Genomic DNA, 16,396 nt, shown 5'->3' with positions numbered 1-16,396 from the left:
GTTCAACGTAGGTCTCACAGACCTGACCCTGCACCCTCAACTGTGCGCTTCAAAAGCCTAGATTGGCTTAGAAAAGCGCAGATTTGAATGAGGGGCAATAATCAAGTCGTAAGTATTCGCTCGACCAGCAGCTTAAACCAGGGAGTAAACCAATCGGGATGCTGCCGCAACGCCCGCCGAATCGCCGCGACCGACATCCAGCGCCACGCGCCGATCTCGGTCGGATCTGGGCGCGGTGCCTCAGCGTGAACGCCGTAAAAAACGTGCAGATATTCATGCTCAATCAGTCCGCTCGCCTGATCTTCAGCACGATAGACAAATTCAGCCCGCTCGCTCAATGGCACGCGGATGCCAAATTCTTCTTTTAATCGCCGCCCAGCCGCTGCTGGCGTGGTCTCGTCGGGGCGCGGATGACCACAGCACGTATTCGACCAATAATTCGCAAAATGATATTTGCTGGCAGCGCGGCGCTGTAATAGCAATTCACCCTGGGTATTAAAAACTAAAATCGAAAACGCCCGATGCAATTGCCCGTCTTGATGCGCGGCGAGCTTTCCGGCAACACCGAGTGGCTGATCCTGCGCATCGACCGCAATCACCTGCTCGGCAGCATCGCGCTCAGCGGCTCGCTCTAGATCACTGGCCTGCAGTGGCGGCACAAGATGTGCTGTCATCCCTGACCTCCAGCGTGCGACGGTTGACCAAAGGCGGCCAGCGCCGTGCTTAACTCAGGATGGCGGGCAGCACACGCCTCCAGCGTCTCACCAGCAACAATCGCGTCCCACGCCTGACGGATGCTCGCCGCACCCGCTCGCGGCCCCAGCGGATGCCCGAACACACCGCGTCCGGGCACAAAACCGAAATCGACCGTGCCCAGTTTTTCATAGAGCGGGCGCAAGGTTCCCGCCCAATCGCTGCCGCCCGGCACCGGCAGACTCGGTTTGATCGGCCCCATCGGTTCCAAACAAGCCGCCGCACACGCCCGCACCTCGTCATCATCCATGTGCATTCGCGGGCCAAAGCCGGGCATGATGATGACATCGAAGCCGGCCAGCCGTTGCAGCTTGGTGAAAACGCGGGTGTGAACGCCGAAGTGCGCCAAGCGTGCAAAGGGCGCAATAAACGGAAAATGCGCCATCAGCGGCACGCGAGCATGACGGCGCAACATGCGCACCGCGCTCAAGCCAGTTGGCATGGCGTTAATCAATAACGCATTTGCTCCGCGTTCAATAGCGCGATCATGCAAAGCAATTAACTGATCCACTTCATCAGTGATATTAGCCAAATACATTTTTGGCACACCGGTCGCCGCTTCAGCACGCTGCCGCGCTGCGCCTAATAATTCGGCGCGACGATCCAGCGGACACCAATCGGTATCCGCCAGCATTTCATCATCTTTGGCAATATCGAGACCACCAAGCCAGCTTTCGTGCCCTAATTCGCTAAATGCTTCTGGCGGCAGACCAATATTCGGTTTAATCACACCGAAAAAAATCGGGCGATCATACACTTGTAATAGATCACGCAAGCCAGCAACACCGAATTGCGGGCCTTGAAAGTGCGCTAAATAGCTATCAGGAAATTCAATATCGAGTAATTTGACAATGGGCGCACTAGGCGAAAAAAACGTCCCTTCACCACAGATGGCGCTCAATAAATTCGGCAAACGCGGGCCGAAATTTCCATGCGGATGCGCAATGCGGATCCGACACGCAGTGACCGGCGCGTGCTGTGCCGATCCGACGCCATAACTAAATGCGCGACGCCCGGATTCAATTATTTCGAGATCGACAACACGCGCTCCGAATTGCGGGCGCAAATCTTCATCGAAACCGACGCGCCGCCATTGTGCGGTTGATTGCTCGGAACAAAAATGTGCGGCCGCTAATTCTGGATCGCCACTGCATTCCAGATAATATTCAAGAAACAGATACGCTTCGCGATCAAGCGCGGCAGCATCAGCGAAAAATCCAGCCCAATCACTTGCTGTCATGGAATCAGTCGCATTGCGGGGAATTTCAATAGAGGGAGCAGATCAGTCGATAGCCAGACGCTTACATACACCTAGCGATTGGCGATTAAAGCTGACCGGCAATCTGAAGGCGTACCTGACGGTGCGGACGTGGCCCATCGAGTTCAATAAAGAATACCGATTGCCAGTCACCGAGCAATAACTGACCATCTGCCACAATAATGGTTGCAGACGCATTCATAAACAATCCAATGAGATGCGAATGCGTATTCGGACGGCCATCAATTGGATCAAGATCGTGACGATAATGCGCTTGAGCAGGTGGGGCCAAGCGCGTCAAAAAATCGAGCATATCCTGTTGCAGCTTTGGCTCACGTTCATTGAGCGCAATAAACCCGGTTGTATGCGCAGATGTAATCGTCACCCAACCTTGTTGCAGCGGATAACGCGCACAGGCCTGCCGTACTTGTTCCGAGAGATCAATGATTTCAATCGGCGCTTGTGTGGCTAAAGACAGGGATTCAAGGTAAAAGTGCATGATTTCTGATTTCAATCAGTGCAACAACAATCAATACCGTCGCGCAAAACGCAAAACGGGCGAGGGAGGCAACAATACGCTCCCCGCCCGCGCCTGCCTTCGATCGCTCGAATTAACGACCAGCCGGCAGAGCGGACATTCCGGCCGACAGCGTGACCGGCGCATAATCCGGGCCCTGCAACCAGTCGAATTCTGGCGAGCGCAGCAGCATGTAATGAATGAGTAAAGCCAGCACAAACAAAAAGGCACCCAGCCCAATCAGAGCCGTGCGCGGATCGAAGGCCAGCCAAATTTTATAGAGTTGTTCAGGCATCATCGGGGGTTCTCCTGACGAATGAAACGGGATGCGGCGACTTAATCATTCAGTCGCCTGCCTCCCGTCATAATCCGCAACGCAGCGGCAGTCTGGCAATTACAGCCAGGGACGCCACAACCACGCCAGGATGTGAGCAATGATCACGATGCCAAAAAACATGGTCATGCTCTGGGTGAAGATCGCGTGGAATTCCTTCGCTTCGTCTTCGGTCAGCCCGGTCATGCTCTTCTGATCAGCCATTGAATTATCCTCACTTTGAATCAAGTTGGGCCAAATCGGCCGTTACCGCGAATATCCCTGTTATTAGGGATCGGTTGGCAAGTTCATGAACCGTGATAGATCGAATGATTGATCCGATTCAAGAGCTTGCCGACGCCCAAATTGGGACTTAGGAGCCACTCAGCCAGTTGAAGGCCGGGCTGCTGAGCAGGATGAAGTGAATCAGCAGGCCCAGGACAAACAGGAAGCCGAACAGGGCAACCAAGGTTCTACGCGGATCAAAGATCAGCCAAAGTTTGTGCATGTGTATTCTCCGGTCTCTTACTGGTGGGCGGTGCTGAATCAACGCCCGTTCGCTCACGAACATGAATACCCTAGGCCATTATAGCCAAGGACGCCACAACCACACGGGGACGTGCGCAATAACGATTATCCCCGTGAACGCGACGAAACTGGACTCAAAGACAACATGAAATTCCTTCTGCTGTGTCTTCGGTCAATTCAGACCTTGAGCGATGTTCGCTAGTCAGTGTCTGCGCATTTCGTCGCGGGTCTTACATCGGCTGCTGGCGCTCCGCTCCAGCAGCCCGCGAGCGTCCTTGCTCATCGGTTCGATCCTCTCTGGCCTTACCTTACAACTGCTGCGGAGCCGGTGCGACGTTCTCAACCGGTGCGGGTGCTTCAGGCGCGGCGGGTGTCGGAGCGGCTTCAGCCGGGGTGGACTTGTGCAGCCCGGGGTAGTCCTTCGCCATCTGTGCCCCGTAAAGCGGCTTGTATGCACCCTGGTGACAGGTCATGCAGCCAACTTTGAAGGGGTCGCCATACGGCCCTTTGCGCGAAGCCGGTAGCACATCGTTGAGCGGCCAGATGTAGTTCTGGTTGATGTCGCGGACGTGACGAATCGCGTACCAAGCCGTCGTGCGCTGCGGTGTACTTTGCTTCCAGTCGTAGAAGGCGCGACTGTTGTGGCAGAAGGTGCAGCTGACGCCGAGCGAATCGGAGATCTGCATCATCAAGCCATACGTCCACTCAGCCTGCTTGATCGAGTTAGTGTTACCAGCAGGTAACGCCGTCTGACCGATCACGCGGATTTCGTTGGCTTGATCCAAGAACGGGGTGTAGGGATCAAAGGGCAACGATGAGTAAGCGACAGTTGAGGACGCATAGTTCTGACCAGTCGGCTTCACCGCTGAAGGCTGGTTCGGGCCTGGATCTGTCACCCACACATACTTCGGCACTGGGTTACCCCGATGACAGGTGTAACAGGTCACACCAGTCTGAGCAACGTGGTTTTTCCAGTCGCTGTTAGCAGCGCGGGTCAGCTCGAACATCCGACGTGACACCACTTTGGTGTAGATGTCGTCAGAGGCCCAGTTACCCGGAACGTGGCAATAGTTACAGCCTTCTTTCGGCGACACCCAAGTCGTCACTGCGACCATCGTGCGGGTAAATTCCGCAACGCTCAGATCCTTCAGTACTTGGACGTTTTCATACACGTCCGAGACCTTCGGGCCACCTGGCGCGGAGGGCGGCAGCGACTCAACCGGCATATTCGCCTTGATGTTGGCTTCGAGCAGACGCGGATTGAAGTTCTGCTCCATCGCCACACCGCGATAACCGATCTGGACGGTTTCCGGCGGTGGGCGCTCGCAGCCGAGTAGCACCACAGAGGCGACAACCGCGACAGCGGGCAGGGTCAGTTGCTTGGCGAGATTCATTGCGTCACCCCCGCAGCCGCAGCGTATGGGTCTACAGCGGTCACGACCTCTGGATACGCCGGAGCTACACCATGCTTGATAGCCCAGAGATACCAGTTCTCGACCACCGTTCCGGTCAGAAGAATGCCGATACCAGCCGTGATGACGGTCAACACCGCGCACCACCACGCCCAGCGATGGATCGACTCCATCGAAGCGTTAAAGCCCATCGTCCAGCGCCAGAAAATCGCTGCACGCTCTGCGGCTGTACCACGATCCGTAATTTGATCGATCTCGCGGTCACCACCGAAGCGGCTGACGGCCAGAATGGTCGCACCGTGCATCGCAAACAGCAGCGCCGAACCATATAGGAACGCAATCGAGAGCATGTGGAACGGGTTGTAGTACAGATTGCCGTAGCGAATCGAGAACGCGGCCGTCCAGTCCAGATGCGGGAAGATGCCGAAGGGCACGGCTTCCGCCCAGCTTCCCATCATCACCGGGCGGATAAAGCCCAAGCTCAGATAGAAAAAGATCGCGGCAGCAAACGCCCAAGACAGATGCTGGCTCATCCCCAGTGCTTCAGCACGCTTGTAGGTACGCACCCACCACAGCATGATTGAAGCGGTCAGGAAACCACCGGCCATCAACCACCAACCACCTTCAGACAGTGGCGGAATGCTCAGACCGTATTGCGGTGCCGGCGGCTCCAGTGCTAACCAAAAGAAATGCTTGACGAACTGGATAATATTCCAGTCCACCGAGGCCAGCATGTTGAAGCCGATGATAAACAGCGCAAAGAAGCCGAAGATAATCGACAGCGTACCGGTGAAGCCAAGATAGATCGGGCCAATCTGAGCGTCGCCGATTTTTCCGACCCAGTAGGAGAAGATCGGTTTACCGATGCGGGGCAGGCTGCCCTTCGGCAGCGGCACCCCGGGATAAGCCGGAGAGCGTACCTGCACGGTCGTAAAAATATTTTGATATTCGGGCATTGTAGTCTCCTAGATCCTACCAGAGCGGGAGCTCAAGCCACCAGTTCCACCATTCCGGCCAACCGCGTGTCCAGAAGGGGCCACTGATCACGATACAGACCGCGCTCCAGAACACCGCGCTGAGGGCTAAGAACAGACCCAGACGATGGATGGCCAGTGCGCCGATGGAGTAGCCCACGATATCGCGGAAGAAGGTGTTCTCGTGCTCGCTGGTTTTGACTTCTTCGCCCTTTTGGGGGTTGGTCACCGACAGAATCAGCGAGCCGTGCATCGACAGCGCCATACAGTTGGTGAAGAAGAACGTGATAGCCAGCATGTGCGCCGGGTTGTAATGGAAATGCAGGAACTGATAGCCCACATTCGACACCCAGTCCAAATGGCTGAGAATGCCGTAGGGGAAACCGTGGCCCCATGCACCCATCAGGATCGGACGCACCACGACGAGCACCAAATAGGCACCGATTGCGAAAGCAAACGCAAACGGGATATGGAAGCCGATGCCGAGCTTGCGGCAAATTTCGACTTCACGCAGCGCCCAAGACACAAATGCGCCGATGGCACAGATCGTGATGATCTGCCACAAGCCGCCTTGATCTAAAGGAGCCATTCCCAAACCATAACTCAGATCCGGGGGAGCAATACTGATCTGCCAGATGTTATAGGTTTGGAGTTCGACGTTCGGACCCATGGTCGCGCCCCAGACAATCAGGAGCACGCCCAACAATGCAAAGAAGAAGCCCGCGACCCCGAAGAAGCCGACATAAAACGGCCCCACCCAGAAGTCGAATAGGTCTCCCCCTATCAGCGTCCCGCCACGGACGCGGTATTTTCTCTCAAAACTGAGCATGGCCATCGTAATATCCTCTGCTGGGGAGGCACCATCGAGACGGCCGCCTCCTCTGAGCACTGTCAGTGGCGGGCGGGGTTCACCTGGCGGACGAACCCCCTTGACCCGCCACCCCCGTCAAGGACGCGATTACCGTTGGGGAACGACAGGCGTCACTTGCTGGACCGTAGCGGCCGGAACGCCGTCTTCGAGCCAGTTGAATTCAGCGGTGCTCAGCAGAATCATGTGGATCGCCAGACCCAGGATGGTCAGGAAGGCAAAGATGGCAATGAGGATGCGGCGGGGATCGAGCAGCAGCCAGATTTTCCAAAGATCAGGTGACATCATCGTTTTCTCCTAGAATAAATGCGTAATGGGTTCGATCAGTTGTCAAGTGGCCGGTGGTGGCCTGAAACTCGACCCACAATTACAGCCAGGGGCGCCACAGCCAAGCGAGGATGTGTGCGATGACGACGATGCCAAAGAAGGCCGTCATGCTCTGCACGAAGATGCCATGGAACTCTTGTGCTTCTTGCTCGGTCAGACCGGTCATGCTGGTGTTAGCCATTGTGTAATCCTCCGAATCTGGAGATAAGCCTGGGTTTACGCTGCACTCAGCCCGTGCAGCTTGGGGGCGCGGCGGATCGCGACATCCGCCGCCGAGAAGCCACCCGAATCACACGGGCGTGTTCTCATCGACCGAACCCCGTTTTGTTGTGCGGTTGTGGGGTTCGTCAAATTCTGCTCGATTCAGTCCGCTGGGGTGCCAGAGCGCCGCAGCGGGCTGAATATCACGCTAATCGCTGAACGCCTGTCTACCGCCGCTTTGATCCTGACCATTCTGTTGGGTCTTTGGCTCGCCGTCGGGGTGACTGGATTCGAGGTGTCAGTCTAGCTTGACTGACACGAATGTCAATCTACATTTACACCTGATTTGCGCTAGATCAATTAAACCAGCGTCGCTTGGGTGTGCGCGACCCGCTCGGCGCTCACCCGGTCTTCACCAGCGGCGCGGGCGGCACGCTCGGCAGCGTCGCGCAACCGCTTGGCTGCCGAAATGCGCACGAGCACCGGCTGTGACTCGACGATCTGGTCAAAGCGGGCGCGGGCGTCCTCATCCCAGGGCAGTTCACGGTGCATCCGCGCTGGGGTGGCCTCGACTTTATCCAGCTCCGTCCCAAGCGGGATGATGTGGAACAGCGCATCAAACAGCGCGTTGCAGACTTCCTGTACCAGATAGGTCGCGCCGGCATAGCCCATAAAGGGTGTGCCAGTATGCCGACGAATCACGGTACCCGGAAAAGAGGCGGGGATGTAGGTGGCGCGTGCGCCCTTTTCGGTCAGATACATGCGCTCGTTGTAGCTGCCAAACAGCACCAGCGGCGGTTTGTCGTGGACAGCGGCGCGAATGGTGTCATTGTCGATCTTGACCCCCGGGCGACGGGCAAAGGCGAAGGTGCAGGGCAAGCCGAGTTCATCTTCGAGAAAATGCCGCAGGCCTCGGCTGTACGTCTCGCTGGCAGCGACGCCAAAGCTGGCGGTGCCGAAAAAGTCTTGCGTCACCGAGCGCCACAGATCCCAGATCGGTTTGATCGTGGTGTGTTTTTCGCGCTCGATGAAGGGTTCGGGATCGAGTCCGAGCAGCTCGCCGAGGGTACGGAGGAATTTCGTCGTGCTGTGCAAGCCAATTGGGGCTTGCAGATAGGGTTTATCGAGCGCCTCGCAGAGGGTGCGCCCAAACTCACGATAAAGACAAATATTGACATCAGCATCGGCGAGACGCGGCACCTCGTCGAGATGACTGCCGAGCGGGAAGGTCAGATTGACTTCCGCGCCGATGCCTTCGACTAAGCGGCGAATTTCGGCTAGATCCGAGGGCATGTTAAAGGTGCCGTACATCGGGCCGATCAAATTGACACGCGGTTTGGCGTTAGCGGCGCGAGGCTTGGCTTTGCTTTTCGCGGCACCTTTTTTTTGACCGTACTGTGTCCACAGCCAATAGATCGCACGGTTGGCGCTCTGCCACTGATCTTCGTCGATGGTGCGCGGCAAAAAGCGCACGATGCCGGTGCCTTCGGGGGTGACACCGCCGCCGATCATCTCGGCAATCGAGCCGGTGACGACGACGGCGGGCTGTTTGGGGTCGAGCGTTTGAAATGCTCGGCGCATCGCCTGCTCGGTGCCGCTCTGACCGAGTTCTTCTTCACCCAGTCCCGTCACCACCACCGGCAGTTCATGCGGCGGCAGACCGTCGGTATAGTGCAGCACGGCGGTCACGGGCAGATTTTCGCAGCCGACTGGCCCGTCAATAATCACCTGTAAGCCTTTGATGGCAGTGAAAACATAAACGGCACCCCAATAACCGCCGGCGCGGTCAAGGTCTTGGATCAGCATTCAGAGATTCCTTCTGCGTGGAAGTTAAAAAGGTCGGTCGTGCAGATCTGTGCTCAAGCGGCACGGCAGGGATTATCGCGCACGATCAAGCTGGTGTAGGATGCGCCACGCGCCACGCGGCAGAACGTTGGTTCGGAGCAGGCGGCAAGCGATGGCTAAAAAACTCTGTTTATCAATCGTTTAACGGCTGCATACCATGACCCAAGCCGATTTATCGCCTTCTGATGCGACCCTGAAATTCACGCCAACCAGCATTCCGGTTCAGGACGCCATCGGGCCAGGGACGCTCTTGGTGAATACCTATTTGGTCGAATCACGTCTCGGTCAGGGCGGTATGGGTGAGGTGTATTTAGCGCGGCATGTCTCGCTCGGCACCGCCCATGCGATCAAGGTGATTCGCTCGGCGATGACCAGCGATCAACAAGTGATGAGCTTGTTTTATCGCGAGGCGATGGTACTACGCGGTGTGCGCCACGAGGCGATAGTCAATTACGATGGATTTGTGCGCGACGATCAAGGGCGCGATTATCTGGTCATGGAGTATGTCGAGGGCGAATCGCTCGCCGACCGGCTCAAGCATGGCCCGCTGACGACGGATGAGGTGTTGCGACTGCGCGACCGGCTGTGCTCCGGTTTAGCTGAAGCGCATCGACGCGGCGCAGTGCATCGCGATCTGTCGCCAGATAATGTCATTTTGCAAAATGGCCATATTGATTCGGCGAAGTTGATCGATTTTGGGCTGTGCAAGCTGACTGCGCCTAATCAAGGGACGATCATCGGCACGTCGTTTGCCGGCAAATATCGCTATGCCGCACCCGAGCAATTCGGACTCTACGGCATGGAGATCGACGCCCGAACGGATATTTATAGCTTGGGATTGATCATCGTCGCGGCGGCACTGGGTACGCCGCTCGATATGGGCAATTCGCTCAGTGAAGCGATCCATAAACGGCGTGAAGTGCCGGATTTGAGCGCCCTGCCTGAGCACTTGCGCACACCGCTGGCGTTGATGCTGCAACCAAATCCCGCCGACCGTCCGAGCACGATTGAGGCGTTGCTGGATTGCTGGTCACAGCCGCTGGCGCTTCATTCAGCACCGCCGCTGCCGCGTTCCAGTGACGCGACGGTTTTTATCGTCCCTGAATCATCGTCATCATCACCATCATCAACAGTGACATCCGCTGCGGCGCGGCGCTGGCCGTTGCTGATAACCGGCGCTGGGGTTGTGGCCGCACTCAGCGGCGGTGCATTTTATGCGTTCTATTGGGTGCCGAATCTGCCATCTGAGCCGATTTCAGCGCCAACATCCACGCTCACGGCTCCAACTCCGGTTACAGTTCCAGAGCCGGAACCGACTCCGCTTCCCGCATCGACGCCCAAGCCTGATTTACCGCAACCACCACCCGCGCCGCTCGTCGCTGAGACGCCGCCGCAACCCGCGCCAGCACCTGCACCGAGCACGCCACCGCCACCACAACCACCACAACTTGATGCGCTGATCGCCGCCGGTCAACTTGATGCCGCTTTCGCGCTGGTCGAAACACAGTTAGCCGAACAGCAAGCGATTCCAACCGAAACCCTGTGGACGCTCGCCAAACAGCTTCACACCAGCGGGCGCTTAGATCCAGCATTTGCCGTGTTGCGCAGTTTGGCACAAGCCAATTTCGGCCCGGCACTGTTTGCCCTCGGTGAGTTTTACGATCCTCTATACTGGTCAACAACCACGTCGCCGTTATCCAAACCCAACCCTGAGCGGGCGCGAGCCTGGTACGAACGCGCTGCCGCTGCGGGCATTGTCGAAGCAAGGGCGCGTTTAGATGCGTTGCGCTCACGCGGGAGTAACTGACCGTGAATCAACGACTATTGCAGCGACGCCTACAGCTTGGCGTGGCATTCGGCCTCATCGTGGGATTAACTAGCATCGCCTACGCCCGCGATGCCCTGAATCTCGATGGCAAACCCGGACTCTATCAACGGGTGCTCACCCGTCCAGGCGCGATCTTGAGCGCCAGCCCCGCGCCGACCACTGGCGGTCAGCCAGTGCCGCCCCTGACCGTGCTCTATGTCTATCAACGTCGCGCCGATTGGGTCGAAGTCGGCAGCGCAGCAAAAGATGCTAAAACCGCTTGGCTTCCCGCCGCGCAGGTCATCGACTGGCGACAAACGCTGACTGTCGCCTTTAACCGCACCGGCGGTCGTGAACCGGCGCTATTTTTCCGCGAACGCGAACCGCTGCTCGAACTGCTGGAATCGGCGCAACCCGCCGCCCGCAATGCGGATTTGCGCACGGCGATTCAGCGCGGTTCGCTGCCGGAGGAGTTTCCGGTGATTGCCAGCGAGCCGGAGACCTATGTTGATCCCAACAGTCAGTTTTATCTGCTGCCGATTCTCGCGCATGAAGAGGTCTTTTTAGAATCGGGACACACGACGACCCTGCTCAATGTCGCCGCCGTCACGCTGCAACCCGACACCCCGCAACCGCTCGCCCGTGCTGCCCGTCCAGCCGTCGCGACACCTGCTGACGACTATCGCGTCGGAATCGTGTTCGTCATCGACACGACGATTTCAATGGGGCCATATATCGAACGCACGCAGAGCGCAGTGCGGCGGATTTATAACCGACTGAAAGATTCGCCGATGCGCACCGCACTGGGGTTCGGCGCGGTCGCCTATCGCAGCAACATCGATGCCACACCCGGACTGGAATATGTGACGCGCATCGTGTCGCCGCTGACTGATACCAGTACAGACGATTTTCTCGCCGCACTGGGACAGGTCGAACCGGCGCGGGTGTCGAGCAAGCGGTTTGATGAAGATGCGTTCGCGGGGATTTACGAGGCACTCGAACAGATCGACTGGAGCGGCTATGCCGGGCGCTTTATCGTCTTGATTACCGATGCTGGGGCGCTCGATGCTACCGATCCGTTGGCCCGCACTCGGCTTGGCCCGGAACGGTTGCAACTGCTCGCGCAAGACAAGGATCAAGAGCACGGCGGCAGCAAGATCGCCATTGCGACGCTCCATCTGTTGACGCCCGAAGGTCGTAACAATCACGCCCGCGCCGCCGCGCAATATCGTGCGCTCAGTCGCTGGGGTGATGAGCATCTCTATTTTCCGGTCGAAGGTGGCTCGATTGCGTCCTATGGGGCGCAGGTTGATGCACTGGCTGATGCCGTGCTCGCCCATCTGGAAAGCGTCCACGCTGATCATACAACTGTGCCTGAACCGGATATCGCACAGACAAACCCAGCACAGACTGAAATCGCCCGCAAAACTGCGCTCGTCAGTCGCGCCATTCAACTGGCGTATTTGGGACGACGGCAAGGCGTGCGTGCGCCGAGTCTGATTGATGCGTGGGTTGCTGATGGCGATTTAGCCAATCCAAGTCAACGCCCGCTGGAAGTGCGCGTGCTGATTACTAAAAATCAACTCAGCGATTTACAGGAAACGCTGCAAGCGATTTTTCAGGCTGGCGAGCAAACCTTTATGACGCCGAAAGATTTCTTCACCCAACTGCGCGGCGCGGCAGCGGTGCTGGCGCGGCAGCCGGAGCGCGTCAATCAGATCGCGGTGCAAGAGCTTGCGGATGTCGGTCAGATTGGCGCGTGGCTAGAGGATTTGCCCTACACCAGTCAGATTATGAATCTCACCGAGAGCCGCTGGCTGGCGCGTTCCTACGCTGAACAGCAAGAAGTGCTCGACGCGATTGAGGAAAAAATCCGCCTCTATCGTCAGATTCACGATGAAACCGACCGTTGGGTGTCGTTGCTGCCCGATGCGCCCAAAGGTGAGGCGGTAACGACCATTCCGCTGGATGCGCTGCCCTAATGACCAGCGCGGCAACTCCCGTCTATTGTTGCCGCGCTCTGGTGAAACAGCGGCGTTCGACCGGCAGCAGCTTTAGTCTGCATGTCCCGACCTTTGAGCTACACGCTGGTGAGATCATCTTGTTGCGCGGCGCGAGTGGCTGCGGCAAAAGCACGCTGCTCGATTTGCTGGCGCTGGCGCTACGACCTGATGCGGCCGAGTGCTTTGTTTTTCAGCCGCCCACCACCGCCGCGCCGGTCGATCTCTGGGCGCATTGGCAGCGCGGCCAATACGATGCGCTCGCGTCGCTCCGCCGTCATCATCTCGGCTACATTTTGCAAACCGGCGGGCTGCTACCGTTTTTGACCGTGCGCGAGAATATCGGCCTGACCGCTCGCCTGCTGGGACGTGACGCAACAGCGATGATCGGCCCGCTCGCCGCCCGCTTGCAGATCACCGTGCATCTGGATACTTACCCGCGTCAGTTATCACTTGGCGAGCGTCAGCGCGTAGCCATTGCGCGGGCGCTGGCCCATCAACCAGCGGTGATTCTCGCCGACGAGCCAACCGCATCGCTCGATCCGCGCAACGCCCAGATCATCCGCGAACTGCTGCTCGAACTGGTGCGCGAGAGCGGAACGGCGGCTGTGATCGCAACCCATGATTGGGACGATGAACCGATAACCGGCGTGCGCGTGCTCAATCATCGGCTGGCGAGCACAGCACGCGGCACCCAAGCTTATTTTTGGACGTGAAGATGTCTGCTACCCGCGAGCTGCTGTACCTTGCGTATCGTGATGTCGTCTATGAACGGCGGCTCACGCTCTGTCAGGTGCTGGCGCTGCTGGCGGTGCTGGCTCCATTGCTGATTTTGTTCGCGCTCAAGTTCGGGCTGATTGACACCCTGACCACGCGCCTGCTGACCGCTCCCGCCAATCGTGAGGTGATCGCGGTCGGCAGTCGCCATTATGAGGCCGCATGGTTTGCGCAGATGGCGGCGCGTCCCGATGTCGCTTTCATTGTGCCCAACACCCGCCGCATCAGCGCCAGCCTGAGTCATCTCCACAATCCAGCGTCGGGACGCACCGCGACGGCGCTACAGATGATCCCAACGGCGGCCGGCGATCCGCTGCTGACCGCCGACCAGCCGGTGCCGCAGGGGATGGCCGAAATCGTGCTCTCAGCCAGTGCCGCCCGTGCGCTCGATTTGACCGAGCCGGGGCCGCTCATCGCCCGCATCGCCCGCACCCGCTCCGGTCAACCCGAGTTCGTTACCTGGACAGTGCGCGTCGTCGCCATTCTCCCCGCTGCGACACTCTCCGAAGATGCGGCGCTGGTGCCGCTCGAGCTGTTGATTGCCACTGAAGATTACCGCGATGGCGTGGCGGTCGCCGCGCTCGGCTGGAGCGGCACCGCGCCCGCGCCGACCTCGCGCCAGTTCGCCCGTTTTCGGCTCTATGCCGCGAGCCTCAATGATGTGGCGCGTTTGGAAGCGGATTTGACCGCCGAGGGTATCAGCGTGCGCAGTCAACTCGCCGAGATCGCCGCCCTGCACGCACTTGACCGCAATTTAGGGCGCGTGTTTTGGCTCATCGCCGCGCTCGGACTGATCGGCTTGGTCGCGTCACTGGCCGCGAGTCTGGTCGCCACAGTCGAGCGCAAACAGCGCGAACTGAGCATTATTAGGCTGATCGGCTTTCCCACCGCCAGCTTGATCCTGTATCCAGTAGCGCAAGCAGTGCTGATCGCGACCGCAGCGGCACTGGCCGCGTTGCTGCTCTATTGGCCGCTGTCAATGCTGCTGAACACCTGGTTTGCTGCCAGCTTGCGCCCCAGCGAGGCGATTTGTCGGCTCTTACCGCAACATATTTTGCTGGCGCTCGCCGCGACCCTAATTGGCGCAGTCATCGCGGCGGCTTGGGCCGGATGGCGAGCGGCGCGTATTGAACCTGCTGAAGGAGTGCGAAATGTGTAAAAATCACTCGATCTGGCTGGCTGTGAGTCTCGCGTATTTATTGTCCAGCGCAGCAAACGCGGCAGACAACGCGATGACTTGGTCAGAAAAATTCTATAACCCGCAACCCGCTACGGCCGCGCAACCCGCTGATTTAATTCTACCGATGCCCTGCGGTGGCGCCATGACTTTTAGGCCAGTAGATATTCCCGCCGCTGATTGGCTTGATGACCAGCCGGTCGAATTAGGCGACAGCAACAGTGAGCGCGGTTATAAAGAAGGTCGGCGTTTAAGTTATATCGCTGGTTCATTTAGTGATCGCAATAAAGCCGCTCGTTTATATTATATCGGCAAATACGAAGTCACCCGCGATCAATACGCGACACTGATGGACAAAGACTGCCCACAGGTCGGAATGCGCGGTCGTCAGCCAATCACTGGCATGAGCTGGTTTGATGCCGTTGCCTTTGCGCGTCAATTCACCGAATGGCTTTTAACCCATGCCCGCGATGCGTTACCGCATGAAGATCAAGAACCCGGCTTTTTGCGCTTACCAACAGAAGAAGAATGGGAATTTGCCGCACGCGGCGGATTAGCTGTCGATGCTGCGGATTTTCTCGCCACTCGCTTTATCATGCCAGACGGTGAACTGGCTGATTATGCGTGGTACGAAAGCTCCGGATCAGCAGGCGGCAAATTACGCCCAACTGGATTATTAAAACCAAATCCGCTCGGTCTACATGATATTCTCGGCAACGCCGCCGAATTAACCTTATCGCCATTTCGCTTAGATCGACATGGCCGCACCCATGGACAAGCTGGCGGTTTTGTCAGTCGCGGCGGTGATATTTTTACCCCGGAGATTCAGCTTGGCGCAGCCTGGCGTCAAGAACACAATTATTTTGATGCCAAGAGCGGACGCGCTAAAAGTTTAGATAGCCTCGGCTTTCGGCTATTATTAACTGCGCCAGTGATTGTCTCCAATGAACGGCTCAATGCAATTAAAGATTCTTGGAAAGATCTGCCGGTTATGGCTGGCACAACCGGCGTCGATGCAATGCAAGCCTTGACCCAACTCAAAACGCTGTCATTGCAAACTCCAGATTCGGTCATGCGCACGCGCTTGGAAATCATCCAGCGCGATTTAGAGCAGTCACAATCGGCGATCAATGAAGCGCGGCAGCGTGCATTACGCGCCTTATTACGCACTGGCGCATTCATGGGCAAACGTGTTGTCACCGACATCAAACGCGCCGAAGTGCTCAAACAGCTACAAAAAATGGCACAAGATCGCTTTGAAGACTTACGTGATCGCGTTAAAAATGACCCAGAAGGACGGCGCTTACTCGATCAAGCCCGCGCCAAACTGGAAGAAAAACAAACAAACTGGCAGGAATCCATGCAAGAGATTGAAACCAGCCTTGCGAATAGCGTCGGCTATTATGCTGATATGACGGTCAATGTCGGAATGGATTATCTCGACACTGAAATTAACACGCAGCAACCCGTTGTTGAAGCTGAACTCACCGCAAAACACAACACCTATCTGATTCCGTATCTACGGGTGTTTGTCACGCATTTACAGGCGTATCATCAAACGCGAGCGGTTGATAAAACCGTTTGGCAGCAAGAGCTGCTTCACGCTGAACCTGTATCACCGTAATACTGGTCGAATGCC

At 57.5% G+C, this 16,396-nt stretch carries 18 protein-coding genes and 1 pseudogene; 6 read left to right on the top strand and 13 right to left on the bottom strand.

What is annotated here, in order from left to right; all coding sequences use genetic code 11:
* Positions 1-101: 101 nt before the first annotated feature.
* From idi to pufB (BLW10_RS07450), 12 genes and pseudogenes are all read right to left on the bottom strand, one after another.
* On the bottom strand, positions 102-674 hold the full coding sequence (idi, locus tag BLW10_RS07505; RefSeq protein ID WP_091333570.1) for an isopentenyl-diphosphate Delta-isomerase: 573 nt from the start codon (positions 672-674) through the stop codon (positions 102-104).
* Positions 671-1,993, bottom strand: a complete 1,323-nt coding sequence (locus tag BLW10_RS07500) for a RuBisCO large subunit C-terminal-like domain-containing protein (protein ID WP_091333569.1) — start codon at positions 1,991-1,993, stop codon at positions 671-673. Before BLW10_RS07500 ends, idi begins: the two co-directional genes overlap by 4 nt.
* Before the next feature lie 85 nt (positions 1,994-2,078).
* Positions 2,079-2,510 carry a secondary thiamine-phosphate synthase enzyme YjbQ gene (locus BLW10_RS07495; RefSeq protein WP_091333567.1) on the bottom strand — a complete coding sequence of 144 codons (432 nt, stop codon included), beginning with the start codon at positions 2,508-2,510 and terminating at the stop codon, positions 2,079-2,081.
* 112 nt (positions 2,511-2,622) lie between these two features.
* Complete coding sequence (gene pufA, locus BLW10_RS07490; RefSeq protein ID WP_091333578.1) at positions 2,623-2,823, bottom strand: light-harvesting antenna LH1, alpha subunit; 201 nt, start codon at positions 2,821-2,823, stop codon at positions 2,623-2,625.
* Between the two features lie 99 nt (positions 2,824-2,922).
* Positions 2,923-3,066: a light-harvesting antenna LH1, beta subunit gene (gene pufB, locus BLW10_RS07485; protein WP_091333565.1), complete on the bottom strand. Its 144-nt coding sequence runs from the start codon at positions 3,064-3,066 to the stop codon at positions 2,923-2,925.
* Positions 3,067-3,214: 148 nt separating this feature from the next.
* The gene (gene pufA, locus BLW10_RS07480; protein ID WP_081763610.1) at positions 3,215-3,349 is read right to left on the bottom strand and encodes a light-harvesting antenna LH1, alpha subunit; all 135 of its coding nucleotides are present in this window, start codon (positions 3,347-3,349) and stop codon (positions 3,215-3,217) included.
* 78 nt (positions 3,350-3,427) lie between these two features.
* Positions 3,428-3,481: pseudogene (locus BLW10_RS14250) on the bottom strand (light-harvesting antenna LH1, beta subunit); the annotation flags it as partial.
* Positions 3,482-3,677: 196 nt separating this feature from the next.
* A complete protein-coding gene (gene pufC / locus BLW10_RS07470; RefSeq protein WP_091333563.1) occupies positions 3,678-4,763 on the bottom strand; it encodes a photosynthetic reaction center cytochrome PufC in 1,086 nt (361 codons plus the stop codon).
* Positions 4,760-5,737 (bottom strand): photosynthetic reaction center subunit M, encoded by a 978-nt coding sequence (gene pufM / locus BLW10_RS07465; RefSeq protein WP_091333561.1) that lies wholly within the window; start codon positions 5,735-5,737, stop codon positions 4,760-4,762. Before pufM ends, pufC begins: the two co-directional genes overlap by 4 nt.
* Before the next feature lie 16 nt (positions 5,738-5,753).
* Positions 5,754-6,590: a photosynthetic reaction center subunit L gene (gene pufL / locus BLW10_RS07460; protein ID WP_091333576.1), complete on the bottom strand. Its 837-nt coding sequence runs from the start codon at positions 6,588-6,590 to the stop codon at positions 5,754-5,756.
* A 123-nt stretch (positions 6,591-6,713) separates the two neighbouring features.
* Positions 6,714-6,911, bottom strand: a complete 198-nt coding sequence (gene pufA, locus BLW10_RS07455) for a light-harvesting antenna LH1, alpha subunit (RefSeq protein WP_091333559.1) — start codon at positions 6,909-6,911, stop codon at positions 6,714-6,716.
* Positions 6,912-6,990: 79 nt separating this feature from the next.
* Positions 6,991-7,131 carry a light-harvesting antenna LH1, beta subunit gene (gene pufB, locus BLW10_RS07450; RefSeq protein WP_091333557.1) on the bottom strand — a complete coding sequence of 47 codons (141 nt, stop codon included), beginning with the start codon at positions 7,129-7,131 and terminating at the stop codon, positions 6,991-6,993.
* A 156-nt stretch (positions 7,132-7,287) separates the two neighbouring features.
* Here pufB (BLW10_RS07450) and BLW10_RS13990 point away from each other — a divergent pair, with 156 nt between their 5' ends.
* Positions 7,288-7,458: a hypothetical protein gene (locus tag BLW10_RS13990; RefSeq protein WP_177169015.1), complete on the top strand. Its 171-nt coding sequence runs from the start codon at positions 7,288-7,290 to the stop codon at positions 7,456-7,458.
* 53 nt (positions 7,459-7,511) lie between these two features.
* Here BLW10_RS13990 and bchZ read toward each other — a convergent pair whose 3' ends face one another.
* A complete protein-coding gene (gene bchZ, locus BLW10_RS07445; RefSeq protein ID WP_091333555.1) occupies positions 7,512-8,957 on the bottom strand; it encodes a chlorophyllide a reductase subunit Z in 1,446 nt (481 codons plus the stop codon).
* A gap of 196 nt (positions 8,958-9,153) precedes the next feature.
* Here bchZ and BLW10_RS07440 point away from each other — a divergent pair, with 196 nt between their 5' ends.
* Genes BLW10_RS07440 through BLW10_RS07420 form a run of 5 tightly spaced genes read left to right on the top strand, consistent with a single transcriptional unit; the run spans position 9,154 to position 16,381 of the window.
* Entirely contained in the window at positions 9,154-10,803 is a 1,650-nt protein-coding gene (locus BLW10_RS07440) for a protein kinase domain-containing protein (RefSeq protein WP_091333553.1), read from the top strand.
* A gap of 2 nt (positions 10,804-10,805) precedes the next feature.
* Positions 10,806-12,785, top strand: a complete 1,980-nt coding sequence (locus tag BLW10_RS07435; RefSeq protein WP_091333551.1) for a vWA domain-containing protein — start codon at positions 10,806-10,808, stop codon at positions 12,783-12,785.
* Positions 12,785-13,519 (top strand): ABC transporter ATP-binding protein, encoded by a 735-nt coding sequence (locus tag BLW10_RS07430; protein ID WP_091333549.1) that lies wholly within the window; start codon positions 12,785-12,787, stop codon positions 13,517-13,519. Before BLW10_RS07435 ends, BLW10_RS07430 begins: the two co-directional genes overlap by 1 nt.
* A gap of 2 nt (positions 13,520-13,521) precedes the next feature.
* Complete coding sequence (locus BLW10_RS07425; RefSeq protein ID WP_091333547.1) at positions 13,522-14,739, top strand: FtsX-like permease family protein; 1,218 nt, start codon at positions 13,522-13,524, stop codon at positions 14,737-14,739.
* A complete protein-coding gene (locus BLW10_RS07420; protein ID WP_091333545.1) occupies positions 14,732-16,381 on the top strand; it encodes an SUMF1/EgtB/PvdO family nonheme iron enzyme in 1,650 nt (549 codons plus the stop codon). The genes BLW10_RS07425 and BLW10_RS07420 overlap by 8 nt, the downstream gene beginning before the upstream one ends.
* Positions 16,382-16,396: the final 15 nt, after the last annotated feature.

Origin of the sequence: Allochromatium warmingii (assembly GCF_900107145.1) — a bacterium.
Classification (GTDB): domain Bacteria; phylum Pseudomonadota; class Gammaproteobacteria; order Chromatiales; family Chromatiaceae; genus Thermochromatium; species Thermochromatium warmingii.
This window is presented reverse-complemented; position numbering and strand designations above follow the sequence as displayed.